This is a genomic window from Streptomyces sp. NPDC053542, from assembly GCF_044544685.1.
GTDB lineage: Bacteria > Actinomycetota > Actinomycetes > Streptomycetales > Streptomycetaceae > Streptomyces.
This window is the reverse complement of record NZ_JBITXL010000016.1, coordinates 1-15,979: the sequence shown is the minus strand read 5'-3', so window position 1 is coordinate 15,979 and position 15,979 is coordinate 1. Positions and strand designations below refer to the sequence as shown.

At 67.0% G+C, this 15,979-nt stretch carries 13 protein-coding genes; 9 read left to right on the top strand and 4 right to left on the bottom strand.

Features of this window, described 5'->3' with window-relative positions:
• Positions 1-331: 331 nt before the first annotated feature.
• Positions 332-1,024 carry a haloacid dehalogenase type II gene (locus tag ACIGXO_RS33280; RefSeq protein ID WP_399794366.1) on the bottom strand — a complete coding sequence of 231 codons (693 nt, stop codon included), beginning with the start codon at positions 1,022-1,024 and terminating at the stop codon, positions 332-334.
• Positions 1,025-2,011: 987 nt separating this feature from the next.
• Between ACIGXO_RS33280 and ACIGXO_RS33275 the strand changes: the two genes are divergently transcribed.
• Complete coding sequence (locus tag ACIGXO_RS33275; protein ID WP_399794364.1) at positions 2,012-2,629, top strand: TetR/AcrR family transcriptional regulator; 618 nt, start codon at positions 2,012-2,014, stop codon at positions 2,627-2,629.
• Positions 2,630-2,948: 319 nt separating this feature from the next.
• Here ACIGXO_RS33275 and ACIGXO_RS33270 read toward each other — a convergent pair whose 3' ends face one another.
• From ACIGXO_RS33270 to mtnB, 3 genes are all read right to left on the bottom strand, one after another.
• On the bottom strand, positions 2,949-4,334 hold the full coding sequence (locus ACIGXO_RS33270; RefSeq protein WP_399794362.1) for a helix-turn-helix domain-containing protein: 1,386 nt from the start codon (positions 4,332-4,334) through the stop codon (positions 2,949-2,951).
• A 909-nt stretch (positions 4,335-5,243) separates the two neighbouring features.
• Entirely contained in the window at positions 5,244-5,822 is a 579-nt protein-coding gene (locus tag ACIGXO_RS33265; protein WP_399794360.1) for a 1,2-dihydroxy-3-keto-5-methylthiopentene dioxygenase, read from the bottom strand.
• A complete protein-coding gene (mtnB, locus tag ACIGXO_RS33260) occupies positions 5,819-6,490 on the bottom strand; it encodes a methylthioribulose 1-phosphate dehydratase (protein WP_399794358.1) in 672 nt (223 codons plus the stop codon). Before mtnB ends, ACIGXO_RS33265 begins: the two co-directional genes overlap by 4 nt.
• 1,855 nt (positions 6,491-8,345) lie before the next feature.
• Here mtnB and ACIGXO_RS33255 point away from each other — a divergent pair.
• From ACIGXO_RS33255 to ACIGXO_RS33220, 8 genes are all read left to right on the top strand, one after another.
• The gene (locus tag ACIGXO_RS33255; RefSeq protein ID WP_399794356.1) at positions 8,346-9,332 is read left to right on the top strand and encodes a class I SAM-dependent methyltransferase; all 987 of its coding nucleotides are present in this window, start codon (positions 8,346-8,348) and stop codon (positions 9,330-9,332) included.
• 260 nt (positions 9,333-9,592) lie between these two features.
• The gene (locus ACIGXO_RS33250) at positions 9,593-10,591 is read left to right on the top strand and encodes a PLP-dependent cysteine synthase family protein (protein WP_399794354.1); all 999 of its coding nucleotides are present in this window, start codon (positions 9,593-9,595) and stop codon (positions 10,589-10,591) included.
• Positions 10,591-11,589 (top strand): DMT family transporter, encoded by a 999-nt coding sequence (locus tag ACIGXO_RS33245; RefSeq protein ID WP_399794352.1) that lies wholly within the window; start codon positions 10,591-10,593, stop codon positions 11,587-11,589. The genes ACIGXO_RS33250 and ACIGXO_RS33245 overlap by 1 nt, the downstream gene beginning before the upstream one ends.
• Positions 11,590-11,645: 56 nt before the next feature.
• Complete coding sequence (locus tag ACIGXO_RS33240) at positions 11,646-12,293, top strand: class I SAM-dependent DNA methyltransferase (protein ID WP_399794350.1); 648 nt, start codon at positions 11,646-11,648, stop codon at positions 12,291-12,293.
• A gap of 296 nt (positions 12,294-12,589) precedes the next feature.
• On the top strand, positions 12,590-13,816 hold the full coding sequence (gene metK / locus ACIGXO_RS33235; protein ID WP_399794348.1) for a methionine adenosyltransferase: 1,227 nt from the start codon (positions 12,590-12,592) through the stop codon (positions 13,814-13,816).
• 129 nt (positions 13,817-13,945) lie between these two features.
• A complete protein-coding gene (locus tag ACIGXO_RS33230) occupies positions 13,946-14,929 on the top strand; it encodes a carbohydrate kinase family protein (protein ID WP_399794346.1) in 984 nt (327 codons plus the stop codon).
• A gap of 43 nt (positions 14,930-14,972) precedes the next feature.
• Positions 14,973-15,878 carry a methylenetetrahydrofolate reductase [NAD(P)H] gene (gene metF / locus ACIGXO_RS33225; RefSeq protein WP_399794344.1) on the top strand — a complete coding sequence of 302 codons (906 nt, stop codon included), beginning with the start codon at positions 14,973-14,975 and terminating at the stop codon, positions 15,876-15,878.
• Positions 15,868-15,979 (top strand): adenosylhomocysteinase (locus ACIGXO_RS33220; protein ID WP_399794405.1); only part of this gene is annotated, 112 nt, incomplete at its 3' end. The genes metF and ACIGXO_RS33220, both read left to right, overlap by 11 nt.

The window sequence follows — 15,979 nt, the reverse complement described above, 5'->3', positions numbered from 1 at the left end:
TGTCGGCGGTGCAGCAGCTCGCCGCCGGCGACCACGCCTTCGTCAGCCATGGCTGCGATGACGCCGCCAGGGACATCGTCACCACCTTCGCCTGGATGGGCCTCGTACAGCGGGAGAAGGCGGTGGTCTTCGGCCCTCCGCAGCTGGAGGAGGACGGAGTGCGGGCCCGCATCGACGCCCCAGGCGCCCTGCCGGCCGACGCCCGCAGGCGCGGGCAGCTGACGGTCAGCAGCATGCGGGCTCTTGCCTTGGCTGAGCGTCCGCCGATCGCCGCCGGCGCCCAGGGGGCCACCGTGGCCTTGTCGGGCGGGGCTTCGCCGGGCCGGTGGTTCTACGTCGCCGTGAGGACGGTGACCAGCTCATCCAGGGTGTCGGACCGCCAGTTGAAGGTGTCGGTCTTCTGCGGGGGATCGCCGACCGGTCGGTGTACGTAAGCGGTGCGCATGCCCATCGCCTGGGCTCCGCGGAGGTCCCATGCGTGGGCGGCCACCATCAACACGCGCTCTGGTGGACAGCCGGCCGCGTCGGTGGCGAGCTGATAGACCTCCGGCGCCGGCTTGTAGGCACGGGCGTCCTCCGCGGACAAGGCTTGATGCCAGCGCAGCCCGGCGTAGGCGTTGAGACGGAGCAGCGCCGCGCGACTGGCATTGGACAGCCCCAGGACAGGAAACCGCCGCGCGAGCCGCGCGAGCCCGGCGAGGGAGTCGCCCCAGGGCTTCAGGCGCTGACCCGCGGTAGCCAGTCGCTCGATGGCGGCCGGGTCGGTGAGTCCGGCGCGGCCGGCAACGCGTTGAGCTGCCTTGCGGTCGATGACCTCGGTGCTGGCGTAGGCGTGGCTGCCGTCCGCGATGCGCTGCTGCTCGTGGTGGACGTGCTCTTGCCACATGGTGAGCAACATCTCGACAGATGCCTCATCGGAGGCGGGCAGCGCGTGGCGGATGGCCGCACGAAGTCCTCCTGGCTCGTCGACCATCGTTCCGAGGATGTCGAAGACGACGACTTCGATGTCGCTTGCCTTGGCCATCTGGCCTCCTGTTGCGGTGATCGGGTGCGACGTGGCCCGGGATCCCGCCGCACCGGCGGTGGTGATGCACCCCGTGCGGGCACACGGCGGGTTCGCAGGGCGTCCCACCGTGCGGGAAGCATCTTTACGGCGTCGGTGAACTGCCCGGGAGCGGAACGGGCTGGCCTTGGCGCGTCACTGCGGATGGGTCTTCGACGTGTCGCGGCCGCTGCACGTGCCGCGGCGCGGCCCGCGTTGGGATGTCTGCTCGTTGTGCCGCTCACCCGGCTGCTGCCGGCCGGTCGGTGGAGCGCCTGCGCTTCTGCCGCGTCTGCGGGTGTGGCAGCGTGGTGCGGCCGCCCTCTTCATCGTTCCCGATCGGACTCGTACGAGCATCGGCTTCTCTCGTCCCGCCGGCGGCGGAGACAACGTCTTCAGCACGGTCTCCGGCGTCGCACGGCACCGCTTGTACCGCTTGAGCAGACACCCGTCCCAGTACCGTCGGATCGGGCCCACGACCCCGACGGGCCTGCTCAACGACCCGGCCATTGCTATCTGTACACCCACGGATCTCCTGAGATGAACCGCCACCAGCACGGCACAGTATGGCCCGGCCGAACAGACCAATACCCTCATTGCGCCACCAACGGCATGTCCTGCTGCCAAAACGGCAGCTCCCACCTCGCGCCGGAACAGCGGCCCCAAGCCTCACCGGCTCCCCTTCACGTTGCAGGAGCAGATGGATACTCTGGGGAGAAGGGGCGAACAACGCCCGGGCTACGTCCTCACGGGGCATCAGCCGGTGCCGTACGAGGGCGCCTCGCAGCCCCCATCGCCGCGCCGACCGCGGGCCCGCGCCAAGAGCCGACGGCACCGGGGAAGCCGGGGCACCGCATGCTCCCGAACGGTGCCTGCGGAATAACCGGTTCACTAAACAAAGTGCCGTGTGTGGCAAATGGACCGGTATGGCGGCGGACGTAACCATACCGATGGGTGTACCTTCGGGGTGTGACTATTAACAGTGCGACTGCCGGACGAAGCAGCAAGCGGCGCGGCATACAGCATCTGACGCCGGCCAGCGTGAAGATCCTTGAGACCGCCTCCCGGCTCTTCTATGAGCAAGGCATCCGCGCGGTCGGCGTGGAGTTGATCGCAGAGGAGGCGGGCGTCACCAAGAAGACGCTTTACGACCGTTTCGGGTCCAAAGAAGGTCTTATCGTCGCCTACCTGCGCGCTCGTGACGGCCTCTGGCGTTCCACTCTGGTGAAGCATGTCAACGGTTTCGACGGCCCGCCCGACCAGAAGCTGCTGGCCACGTTCGGCGCCTTGCGGGAATGGATACGCGAACGGAACCCCCGAGGCTGTGCCTTCGTCAACGCCTCTGTGGAGCTCCCTGATGATCACCCCGGGCGGGAGGTCGCCCGCGAGCAGAAGGCGTGGCTCCTTGCCTTCATGAAAGACCTTGCGACGGAGGCCCGCATCGCAGACCCTGAAGTGCTGGCCGATCAGCTGCTGATCCTTCATGAAGGGACCTGTATCGCGGATCTGATGCAGTCAATGGATCAGGCCGTCGATCGCGCCGAGCAGGTGGCCGCGGTCCTCATCGAGAGGTCGCTCACCGAGTGACATCGGGTGGCGCTCCTGGGCATGACGTCTTCAGGAGGGCCGAAGCCGCGGCATACGCGCTCGCTTCTGCCGAGGGCTGCGCCTCGCCTGAGGACAGCACGCTCCACCCCAGTTCGCCCGCCCCTCGCCGCAGCCGCCTCGTCGCACTGCGCCGACCTCGCGTATCCGGCCCTGCCGGTTGGGCCGGCCGGAGGACGCCGCCCCGGTGCGGCGCCCGCCCTCACCCGGGCCGGGGCGCGCCTGCCTCCGGCCCGTGAAACCCAACTCCCCCTGCACCGAGGTGCTCCACGCTTCGGCAGAAGCAACAGCACAGAAGGGTTCAACGGAGATAGAAAGCGGCCGCACGGCTCATCGCCTCGGTGCGCTCAGGCGCGGCATCCAGCTGTCTCGCCAGCCTTGCTGCATATGCCCGCAGCAGGTCATTCACCTGATAGTGGCGCTCACCATGATGCCGGATCAGGTGTGCGCTGGCGAGGGTGCGCAGCATTCGCGAGGCGTCCTCCTCGTCGACGCCTGCGGTGGCTGCAGCAGCGGCGGCGTTGATGGCATAGCGGGGGAGCAGCCCCAACAGCCGAAACATGCGGGCAGTTTGCTTGTCGAGCGCCTGGTAGGAAGCGTCGAGCGCTTGACGGAGCACGACGTCACCCGCGGCAAGGTCCAGCCGGGCGTGCTCAGGTTTCAGATCGGTGGCAAGAGTGCCGGCACTGTGGTGGCGGTGGCTCACGATGTGCTCGGCAGCCAGGGCCAGGGCCAGCGGAAGATCTCCGCAGCGGTCGGCCAGCACCTCCACGGCCGCGGGGTCGGTGTCGGCGCGCGCGTCACCGATGATCGAACGGATCAGCAGGGCCGCCTCCGGCCGGGTCAACTCCGGGAGAGTCAGCGTGACGGCGCCTACCAGGGATATCAATCCGGGCAATCGCGAGCGGCTGGTCACCAGGACGGCACACCCTGAAGAGCCGGGCATCAGAGGGAGGATCTGCTGGACGTCCGCGGCGTTGTCCAGTACCAGCAGTATCTCGCGGCCGTGCAGGACCGACCGGAAAGTGGCGGCTCTTTGCTCCAAAGTCGCGGGGATGTGCTCGGCGGGGACGCCCAAAGCGCGGAGCAGGTCCTCCAGAACATCGAACGGTGCGGCTGCGGATCTCCGTCCGGGCCCCCGCAGATTGACAAACAGTTGTCCGTCAGCGAAGTGCCCGTCGTTTATGGCCCGGTGTGCCGATTGAACGGCCAGCGCGGTCTTCCCCACGCCCGGTGGCCCATTGATGACCCCGACAGGTACCGCAAGGGACTGCTCATCGCCTTGCAGCACCTTGTCCAGTTGGCGCGAGTAGCACCGACGGCCGATGAAGTGGTGAATTGCAGCGGGAAGTTGAGCGGGCCGGACCCATCCTTGCTGTTGGCGAGCGGCCGCTTCCAGTGCTGTGGCGATGGTGGTGAAGGTATCGCCGACGTTCAGTGCTCGGTCGCATGCCTCGGCGAAGCTCACCGAGGGCGGACGCTTGCCCGTTTCGACCTTGCTGACATGGCCTCGGTCGAAGTGCACGCGAGAGGCCAGCTGTGCGAGTGACAGCCCCAGCTGCTGACGGCGAGCCCGAAGCAACTGCCCGAACGTCGCTGGAGGGCCGGCAGCCGACCCGCGGCCGGTGGCCTCGCGCGGAGGCTGAGGTGCTTTCGAATCCTGCGCTGGTTCCCGTATCACTGCCATTCCCCCTCGGACCCTGAAGTTCTCTTCCCATAGCCGGCGTTGGCGCGGAGCCGGCTCAGACGGTTGCGCGCAGGCGATCGGCTCTCCAACTGCCACACTCTGTCGCCGGTGCCTGCTCTCGGCCTCGGTGATGTGAAGTCGCGGCCTGCAAGCGGGCCTTGGTGCGGGCAGCGGCGGTGCCGGTGGAGTGCTGGGCCACGAGCACGCTGTGGAAGGCCCATGACGACGTTGTCATCGCGCGGACGGAAAATGCCGGTGGCCGGGCACGCCCAGACGTCGGGCAGGTGCGGTCCAAGCGTCAGTAGCAAAAGCTTGCCCTCCTCGACGCGGTCCTCTCGCCGCACCCCGTCGGGGTGAAGGCGCCCGTGCTGGAGTGCCGACGCGCCAAGCCCGGGCTGCGGCGCGTGGTCGGGGCCGTTCAGTCCATGCCGGCGCCGGATGTCCGCCCGGAGCCGGCGTCGGCCGTCAGTCGCGCACCGGCACGCACGGCGTCTTGCCGGCCTTCGCGGACCGGGAGGAGTGAGTCACCGGGAGCCCTCGCGCCGGAGCACTGGTCACCGATGTCGGGTGCCAGGGCTGCGGGGCGCACTCGGTTCGGTGCGCCGCAGGGCTGCGTATCGCCTGAGGACGCCACGCTCCCTCTCCGGCTCGCCGATCCGCTCCACCCTCTCCTCACCTCACGCCGCAGCAGCTGCGGTTCAGCGCGTTCAGCCTCGCCTGTCCGGCCGCAGTGGTTCGGTCGGCAGGCGGACGCCGCCCCATTGCGGTGCCACCGCGAGAACCAGTTGTGCAGCATGTCCGTTCAATGCCTACACATCGGTGGTCTCCGCCTTTCGTGGGTACAGCGCGCCAGGCAGTTCCTTGGGCGAAAACCGCCGGTACCTTCGATGTCCGAGCGACGCCATCGCCTCATGTCGTCGCCAGCAAATCGTCCAGGGTGGGGAAGCGGGCAGCGATGCTGTCCGGAAGGTGCCTGCTGACCCAGCCGTCCTCTTTCTGGAAGAAGCGGATCACGGTGAACTCCGGGCACTCTCCCATGTCGAACCAGTGCGCTGTCCGGCTGGGTACGCACAGCAGGTCCCCTGCGGTGCACACCATCGCATGCACCTGACCTGCGACATGGAGATAGAAGCAGGCTGCCCCGGCGACGAAGAAGCGCACCACGTCGTCGTCGTGGACGTGCCGTTCCAAGAATGTCTCGCGGGCCGCCCGCGCCCGCTGGGGCCAGCCCGGGTCGGCCGGCGTGGGCGTCATGCGCACGATGTCGACGAGCCGGTAGCCGCCTTCGGCGCTGAGGCGGTCGATGTGGCTTCGATATGCCTTCAGGATGGTGAAGTCATCGGTGCCGGCCGGGAGCCGGCGGGCGGCGTGCCACCGTTCGAAACGCACGCCGATTCTGAGCAGTTCCTTGCGGATGACGTCCAGGTCGTCGGTGCGCAGCCGTACCGTCTCCGGCGCCTGCTCCGACATGATCTGCAACAGTGTCACCTGAGGTGTTCCTTCGCCACGCCGGCCCCGAAGGCACTGGTCAGCAGGGTCAAGCGGCAGAGCTCCTCGATGCTCTCCAGCCGATTCCGCGCCTCGTCCAGGTCCGGGCCCCAGGTGGTGACGCCGTGCCGGTCGATGAGCAGGGCGGGCGGAGCCCCGGCTGCCGATGCGTCGAGATAGGCGCTCACGTCGTTGGCGATGCGGGATCCATCGGGCCAGTTCGTGAAGATCGGAACCACGACCAGGTGGGGATCGGTCACGCCAAGGCCCTTCGCCAACTCCATTCCTTCGAAGACCGCTTGGCCGAGAAAACCGGTAGTGCCGGTCACGGTGGCCAGGACCGTGGCGTACGGCGCGTGGGCGTGGACGATCGCCCCGCAGCCAGGCACCTGCTGGTAGATCGCGAGATGCATCGACGTTTCGGCCGCGGGCCACTCGGTCTCGCCGAGCAACGGCAATCCCTGGAAGGGGTCGACAAGTACCGTGTCCTGGCGGGAGATTGTCCGTTTGCTCTGATCCCTGGTCGTGATCATGATCGCCTCGCCGGCGCGTATCGAGACGCTGCCGGACGTCCCCGGCATCCAGCCCCGCCGGTGCAAGGAGCGGCAGACGGCCGAGAGGCGTGGCCGTTGCAGCTCGGCGTCCTCGTGGAGGTACAGGGGATTCATCGGTTGGCCTCCACTGCACCGGCCTGCGGGACTGCCGTGGCGTCTCCCCGCGCGTCGAGGGGGGCCTGGGCCCGTCGGACGGCCTCGTTGAGTTCGGCGGTCTTCGGCAGGCAGCGCGACGCTGCCGACGCCCCCGGCGATGGTGAGGGCCGGCGCACTGGGCGCGGCCGGCGATGTGAGGGCGTCGTGGGGGACGTCAGCGGAGTCAGCCTAGAATTCCGCCGGATTTTGCCGTGCCATGGACAGATGTTTCTGGACAAGGTGATCCCTGCATGAGTGGGGGGAGGGAAGCGGGAGTTGATCTGCTCTCGCCCTGTATTCCGGAACGTATCGGAATGCAGTTCGTACTGAACTGGGAACAGGTGATGGTGGGGCTTGGTGCCCGCAGGCGGGTATCTCGGCTGCTTCGGGCGCAGTCCATTCGGGATAGCGGCGATAATGCCTTCGTCACCCACCAGATATCAGCAGGCATGGCCGTCTTGCCGGGTGAACAGAGGCAGCGGGGGAGAGTGCGTATCCGAGCGTGGCGCAGCGGTTATCGGTGTCAGGTGGGGCAGTGGACGCCACTGCGTCGAATGGGGATCGCTACGGCCCTCGACACAATCATCGCCGTCCACTCCTCGATCTCAGCTCAGCTGTACGGTCACCCATGCCGCCCCGCAACCGTCACAGATCGCACCCCGGACTCGCTGAACGGGCCGCTGTCGGCGCAGGGCTCCCGCTGCCGCCCGTCTGCATCGGGTGCGCGGTGCCTTACCGGGTGAGGGTCTGAGGGGCCGGTGAGCGCCGTGCCGCCGAATGACACCGTCACCCGTGCTGCGGTCGCCGACGCCGTATGCGAACTTCTGGAGATTTATCGCCGGGGTACGGACGTCTCCGGGGGCAAACCCGCTCTCCCAGCTCGGCGGTGCCGAAATCTCCCTCTCGTAGTGCGACTTGCGCGCCCATGAAGCACGTGCCGCCTGGTCGAATCCGGCCGAAGTTCCAAGGAGCCTTAAGGCTCCCCTCGCTGCGCTGTCTGAAAGGTTGCGCGACATGCGTGCATCTTCCTCGGGATGATGGTGTATACCCACCGGTCTAGTTACATCCTAGGGAGGCGCTCTCCCTCGCGTCAACATCCCAATTCCCGGGTGGCCGGAAGAAGTCTTCTTGTGCTCTTCCGCCGCGCCTGGTAAGCGCGCTGCGAAAAAACCGTGCGACGCCTGCTTTGTCACGTTCCGTCAAGTCGGCGTCCTTGAGAAGACGACCGTGCGGGCCTCCACGAGCACGGCGCTCCTGATGCTCCGTGACCTGCCCGAAGAACACGCCTGCCACTGTCTCCTCGCCGATCTGGTCTGTCCTTGCCCGTTCACCGCGCTGCTCGCGAGCCGGCTCCGTTCGCCCTCCCCGTCGAGGTCGCGGCCCAAGCTGACATCACATGCCGGGTGGACAAGGCATGTCCCGGCTGCAGCGCCCACTGCACCACGGGCCCCGCGAGGGCACCAGGCCGCCCTCCTGCCCGTGCGTCAGCGTTGAGGTGGCGGAACAGCAACATCCCAACACTCGCGTGACCTGCAACGATGCCGCACCGATTCGCAACGTCCGTGGTTCTGCGGTCCTGTTGCCTGGCGAGAGACAACAGGACAGTCCTGTACAGCCTCGTGAGGGCTGGGGATAGTGAAGTTGCTTCCGCCGCACGGGATCCGTCCGTCACTAAGGACGTCACTCTCCACGCCCGGATCGGCCGCGACCCAGGTGTTGCGGCCGGTCCATCCCCCTGGTGCGGGCCGGGTCTTGGGTCCGCCGGCTGTTTCCTGGCCTGGGTGAGCCGAGATACCGCACAGAGGCGACTGTCGTCACGTCGAAGGAGACACAGATGGGTATCCAGATCGACCAGGCCGAAATGGTTGTGTCGCCGACCGAGTTCTTCCAGCTGGAGGAGACGGTACGCATAAGGTCATCGCTCGCACTCACGCTCTCGGACCATTCGTACCTGCCCAAGGCGGACGAGCCGCGCGCCGACTGGGTCGCGAGCGTTGCTGTGCCGGCCTTCAAGACGATCGCGCAGATGGGCGTCCATGCTCCGCGGTTCTGCACGATCGGCACGGGTGCCGGCCTGGATGTCCTGGCAGCCGTGGAGATCCTGCAAGCGCGCACCGTTGGTTTCACCGACCTCCACGAGGATGTTCTCGCGCATGCGCGGAAGAACATCGAGAACAACCTCCTGCATCAGGACGTCGAACTGATCGGGGGTACCGGGGACATCCTTGCCCCGCTGGCCGGCAAGCTGTCGCAGGTCGATGTGGTCTACGAGAACCTCCCCAACATCCCGATGGCGGGGAGCGGTGATCTTGATGAGGGACAGACCAGTTCGACCTTCATCGCCAAGCGCAGCGAAGAGATGCCCGGCTTCGCCGAGAAGAACCTTGTCGCGCTGCACTACCTGGCTCTGCAGCAGGCCCATCCCATGCTTCGGGTAGGTGGTCGCGTGCTGTCGTCGATCGGTGCGCGTGTGCCGCTGTCCGAGATTCTGGCTCTTTCGGGGGCCGCCGGCTACAACGGCAGCATTCTGACCTACACCTGGAAGGTCCAGTCCGAGCCGCACGAGGTGGTCGGCGGCTATGCCCAGTGGGAACGGGAAGGGCTGGGGCCGTTCCACTTCTACCCGGTGAGCGTTCTGCAGGAGGCATTCAAGGGCATATCGGCCGCGGCGGCCGGTGCACAGGCTCTGCAGATGGAGAAGGAGCTGTCGCCGTACGAGATGTCGGCGGTGGACGCCCTGGCTCTGGTGGAGAAGGGCGAGAAGGTCGGCCACACGGTCGCGATCCTTGACTCCGTCAAGATCCCTGACTCCGCTCTCTGACACCGCCTCACCGCACCTTCGGTACGCGTCGGCAGAGGCACGGTGAGGCATCCGGCAAGCGCCGGCGCGGTCCTGGCGCCGCGGACGGCTACGACGGGATCACCCCCATGCGTCCGCGCCGCGCACAGCTCGCCGCACCACGCTGCCCGAAGCCTCACCGGTCCCTGCGGCCGGCCGAACCGGCGTTCTGCTCCTTCATCGTTCCGCGGCAACCGTCACGCCTGGAGAAAACCCTCCCGCAGTGTCAGTAAGGAATCGGCATGAATGTCCAGTCGTTCATTGGCAAGACGCCCCTCGTCGAACTGAAGACCTTCGATGTCCCGGCCGGTGTTCGGATATTCGCCAAGGTCGAATTCATGAACCCGGGGGGCAGCATCAAGGACAGAGTCGTCAGCTACATCCTCGATGATGCCGAGCGGCGGGGGTTGCTCAGTCCGGGCGCGACAATCGTGGAAAACACCTCAGGAAATACCGGTGCGGCGATCGCGATGCTGGCGGCGACACGCGGTTACCGGGCGATCTTGACGATGCCGGACAAGGTGAGCAAGGAAAAGCAGGACGCACTGCGCGCGATGGGTGCCGAGGTGATCGTTTGCCCGACCTCGGCGCTGCCGGATACGGAAAAGCATTACGTCACTTACGCGCGGCGCATACACGCCGAGACGCCGGGCTCGTTCATGCTGAATCAGTACGACAACCCGCTCAATGCGGAGGCGCATTTCCGTTCGACGGGCCCTGAGATCTGGGACGTGCTCGGGCGGTCGGTGACGGCATTCGTGGCATCGGGCAGTACAGGCGGCACCATCTCCGGAACTTCACGCTTCTTGAAGCTGAAGAACCCGTCCGTGAAGTCCGTCTTGCTCGATCCGGCCGGTTCTATCTACCACCGCTACTTCCATGAGGGCGTCGTCGATCCCGCGCAGATCGCGCCGTACTTCGTCGAGGGTGCGGGCGAGGATCATCTGGCTCAATGCATGGACTTCTCGGTCGTCGATGACGTGATTCAGTTCACCGATGCTGAGGCGTTCGCTACCTGCCGGCAGCTGGCGAAACGTGAAGGTCTCATGTGCGGCGGAACCTCTGGAGCGAATGTGTGGGGAGCTGTGCAAGTGGCCCGGTCGTGCACGAAGCCGGCAACGATCGTCACGGTCCTGCCGGACAGCGGAAATAAGTACATGTCAAAGATCTACAACCCGGACTGGCTCATGCAAAACGGTTTTGGCAGCGGTGAGCCTCGTGCATTGGAACCGAATCTGTAATGGGAAGCACACCGAAAAATGTCATCGCCGCGCTGACGGCCGCCTTGCTCTGGGCCTTCGCCTTCGTCGCCCCGGCCGCCGTCCAGCCCGCGAGCGAGCTGCTCCTGGTCACCGGCCGGTACTCCTTGTTCGGCCTGTGCGGCCTCTACGTGCTGTGCAGAGCGTGGAGTCAGCTCAAGCTGATGCCGATCCGGAGAATCCTCTTCGGCCTGTACATAGGCTTCGTGGGGTACTTCGTCTTCTACATCTGCGTCTCCTACTCCGCGACCACGGGGAGCGGCTTCATCACCGCAGCCGTGGTCGGGGCGTCACCCATCACTATCGCGGTGGCAGGGAACTTCGCGGAAAAGCGCATGTCGTGGCGCGAACTCATCGCACCGGTCCTGCTGATTCTCGTCGGCATCACTCTCCTCAGCACCTCGGATTACATCCAGGGGAAGCATGCGGAGGAGGCCAACGACTCACTCTTCGGGATAGCGCTGGCCATCGGGGCAATGCTGACCTGGTCCTACTTCGTGGTCCGCAACGCCCAGTCGCAACGGACCTGGGAGACCAAGCCGGACCCCACGATCTGGGCGGCTCTGGTGGCGATGGGGGCCGGCGGCGCCTCGATGGTATTGCTGCCCTTCGCCATAGCCTCCACCCCGGATGAAACTTTCGCTCCGTACCCGCTCTTCAAAATCATCGCGTGGTGCATATTCCTGGGCGTCATCGGCTCCTGGTGGGGCACCTACATCTGGGTGAAGGCCGCGCAGGGCATCCCGGTGCCATTGGTGGGTCCGCTGCTCGCCACGGAAACAATTTTCGGAGCAATCCTGAGCCTGCCGGTCGAACAGCGGATGCCCACCTGGATAGAGGTCGGTGGTGCCCTGTTCATCCTCGTCGGCATCAGCGTCTACATGGTATTCGACGTGAAGAATTCACGCTCGAGAACCAGCGACAGCGCCGACGGAGTAACGGAAGGATCGGATGCGCCGGACGTGCCCGCGGTGACATAGCGGGTGAGGAAAGAACAGTCATGATCGTTGGCTTGGCCCGACAGGGAGGAAATTCCATGAACAACTCCTTCGCGAACATCGCACAGTCGCACATCTTCTTCGATGATTCCCCCGGCCTGAAGAGCTACTACGAGGACTGGGCGTCGCGTTACGACGTGGACCTGGCGGACCAGAAGTGGGTGGCACCGCGGGTCGCGGCCAATTTCGTGCACTTGCTCGCGTCCGCCTACGGGACGCCGGAGACAACCGTCTTCGATGCCGGCTGCGGTACCGGCCTCGTCGGCAGCGTCCTGAAGACGCTGGGGAACTACGTCATCGACGGCGTCGACCTGTCCGAGAACATGGCTGCCGAGGCCCTCAAGACCAATGCCTACCGGAAGGCATACGGCGGCGTGGACCTCTCGGCGCCGGGGCGGGACGAGCGGTTGGACCAGTACGACATCGTCGTCAGCAGCGGGGTGTTCACCCTGGGCCATGTACGCCCCACGGCGCTGCTCACGCTGATCGACTACGCCCGGCCCAATGGGCTGATCCTCGTGTCCACCCGCGGTAGTTACGCCTCCGAGACAGGCTTTGAGAACTACGCCCTCTCCCAAGAGGTCAGCGAGCTGGCTTCCTTGGAGTGCCAGCTGAAGAACGCCAACTACATCGCGGAGGAGGGGGCCGACTACTGGGTCTTCCGCAAGGCCGCGTCGGCGCAGTGACACGGGCGCAAACCGCTGATCCCGCTCGGGCCGGCCCGTTGCCGAGGCTCACTGGTAACGCGACGGAGGCGGTGTGCCAGAGAGCACCGCAGGCACCGCCGGGACCGACTCGGCGAAGAGAGGCGAAGTCCCTGGTGGCGGCGGGCGACGAAGAGTCGGCGCCGCCCACCAAGGGGCCGCGCACGTCGACCGGTACCACGTGTGTCGCCGTGCTTCAGAAGACCACGAGACGTTTCGCGACGGGCGCACCGCGCACCATGCGCTGCCACGGCGCCCCACCATTGTCCTGGAGTGTCATGTCCCGCAGCCTGTTCACCTCGGAATCCGTGACCGAGGGACATCCCGACAAGATCGCCGACCAGATCAGCGACACCATCCTCGACGCACTGCTGCGTCACGACCCCGCATCGCGCGTCGCGGTCGAAACTCTGATTACCACCGGTCAGGTGCACATCGCGGGCGAGGTGACGACTTCCGCCTACGTCGACATCCCGGCACTGGTGCGGAAGAAGATCCTCGACATCGGGTACGACTCCTCGGCCAAGGGCTTCGACGGCGGCTCCTGCGGGGTGTCGGTGTCGATCGGTGCGCAGTCCCCGGACATCGCCCAGGGCGTCGACACGGCGTACGAGACCAGGGTCGAGGTCGCCGCCGCAGGGGGAGAACCCGATGAGCTGGGCCGGCAGGGGGCGGGCGACCAGGGCCTGATGTTCGGGTACGCGACCGCCGAGACGCCCACCTTGATGCCGCTGCCGATCGAGCTGGCCCACCGCCTGTCGCGCCGTCTGACGGAAGTCCGCAAGGACGGCACCGTGCCTTACCTGCGCCCCGACGGCAAGACTCAGGTCACCATCGAGTACCTGGGCAGCCGGCCGGCCCGCCTGGACACGGTGGTGGTCTCCTCGCAGCACGCGGGCGACATCGACCTCGACAGCCTGCTCACCCCCGACATCCGCGTACACGTCGTCGAGCACGTCCTGTCGCAGCTGGCCGACGACGGCATCAAGCTGGAGACCGACGACTACCGCCTCCTGGTCAACCCCACCGGGCGGTTCGAGATCGGCGGCCCGATGGGTGACGCGGGCCTGACCGGCCGCAAGATCATCATCGATACGTACGGTGGCATGGCCCGGCACGGTGGCGGCGCCTTCTCCGGCAAGGACCCCTCCAAGGTCGACCGCTCCGCCGCATACGCGACGCGCTGGGTCGCCAAGAACGTCGTCGCCGCCGGCCTCGCCCAGCGCTGCGAAGTGCAGGTGGCGTACGCGATCGGCAAGGCCGATCCGGTGGGCCTGCTCATCGAAACCTTCGGCACCAACACGGTCGCCATCAAGAAGATCGAGGACGCCGTCATCGAGGTGTTCGACCTGCGCCCGGCCGCGATCATCCGCGACCTCGGCCTGCGGCGCCCGATCTACTCCCAGACCGCGGCCTATGGCCACTTCGGCCGTGAGCTGCCGGACTTCACCTGGGAGCGCACCGACCGCGCCGAGGCCCTGCGCAGGGTGGTGGAGGCGGACTGAGGACGCCGCCGGGCAGCCCCGGCGCGACAGCCGGCGGTGCGCGGATTCCCCCGCCGCGCACCGCTGCCCCGCCTGGCACCTGTCCGCTTCGCCCCGACACCCGCCACCGGCCCAAGGAGTGCTTTGTCCATGCGTATCGCCGTGACCGGCTCGATAGCGACCGACCATCTGATGGTGTTTCCCGGACGCTTCGCCGAGCAGTTGATCAAGGAGCAGTTGGAACGGGTCTCCTTGTCCTTCCTCGCCAACCAGCTGGAGGTACGCCGAGGCGGCGTCGCCGCCAACATCGCCTTCGGCCTCGGTCTGCTCCGGCTCGACCCCCTCCTGGTGGCCGCGGCCGGCATCGACTTCGCCGACTACGACACCTGGCTGCAGGCCAACGGCGTCGACACCTCCGCGGTACGGGTCAGCAGCCGCCTGCACACCGCACGTTTCGTCTGCACCACCGACGAGGACCAGAATCAGATCGCCACCTTCTACGCCGGCGCCATGGCCGAGGCACCCCGCATCGACCTGGCCGCCATCGCCGCACGCACCGGCAAGCCCGACCTCGTCCTGGTCGGGGCCGATGACCCCGCCGCCATGCTGCAGCACACCACCACCGCCCACCGCCTCGGCATCCCCGTCGCCGCCGACCCCTCCCAGCAGCTCGCCCGCCTGGACCAGGAACAGGCCCGTCGGCTGGTCGACGGCGCAAAGTGGCTGTTCACCAACGAGTACGAGGCCGCCCTCCTGCTCGAACGCACAGGCTGGAAGGAGCAGCACCTCCTCAGCCGGGTCGGCACCTGGATCACCACGCTGGGCGCGGCCGGGGTGTCTCTGGCCCGGTCCAGCGCCCCCACGCTGCGCATACCGGCCATCCCCACAGACAAAATCGCCGACCCCACAGGAGCGGGCGACGCCTTCCGGTCCGGATTCCTCGCCGGCACAGCGTGGAATTGGCCGCAGGAGCAGGCCGCCCAGCTCGGCTGCGCCCTGGCCACCACCGTTTTGGAGTCGGTCGGGACCCAGGAGTACAAGCTGATCCCATCGGACCTGATCACTCGCATCGACCAGACGTACGGCCATGACGCGGCCCGCGCCATCGAGCCGCAGCTTGCGGGTGTGTCATGAGCGTGGCACAACGCCGGCAGGCAGGTGCCCCCGGAGGCCGGCCGTGATCGCCCTGCGCGATGTGCTGGGCCGGAAGGAACCCTCCTTCTCCTTCGAGTTCTTCCCGCCGAAGACCGACGCCGCAACCCGGTCCCTGTGGCAGACGATCCGCCGGGTCGAGAGGCTGGCACCGGCCTTCGTCTCAGTCACCTACGGGGCCGGGGGCTCCTCCAGGGACCGCACTGTTGAGCTGACGAAACACATCGCGGCCGCGACGACCCTGCGCCCCATCGCCCATCTGACCGCCGTGGGGCACTCGGTGACGGAGCTTCGCCACATCATCGGCCAGTATGCCGATGCCGGCGTCCGGGACATCCTCGCCCTGCGTGGCGACCCGCCCGGTGACCCGAACGCGCCCTGGGCCCCGCACCCCGAAGGCTTTACGCACGCCCACGAACTGGTGTCCCTGATACGGGGGTTGGGCGACTTCAGCATCGGCGTCGCAGCCTTCCCCGAACGCCATCCACGCTCGCCCGACTGGGACAGCGACATCCGGCACTTCGTCGCCAAGTGCCGGGCGGGCGCCGACTACGCCATCACCCAGATGTTCTTCCACGTCGAGGACTATCTTCGACTGCGCGACCGGGTGGTCGCGGCAGGCTGCGACCTCCCGGTCATCCCGGAAATCATGCCGGCCACCGACATCCGCCAGGTCGGCCGCTTCGCCCGACTCAGCGGAGCGGCCTTCCCCGAGGAACTGGCGCACCGTCTGGACGCCGCGCGCGACCGTCCGGCGGACGGTCACCGCATCGGCGTCGAATACGCCACCGCCATGGCCGAGCGGCTCCTCGCCGAAGGTGCTCCCGGACTTCACTACATCACGCTCAACCGCTCGACGGCGGCGCTTGAGATCCACGGCAACGTACTGAACTCAAGGAGTGCCCAGCATGTCCTCGCAAATCACCACTGACTTCACGGACTTCAAGGTCGCCGACCTGTCCCTGGCCGCCTTCGGCCGCAAGGAGATCACCCTCGCCGAGCACGAGATGCCCGGTCTGATGGCGATCCGCA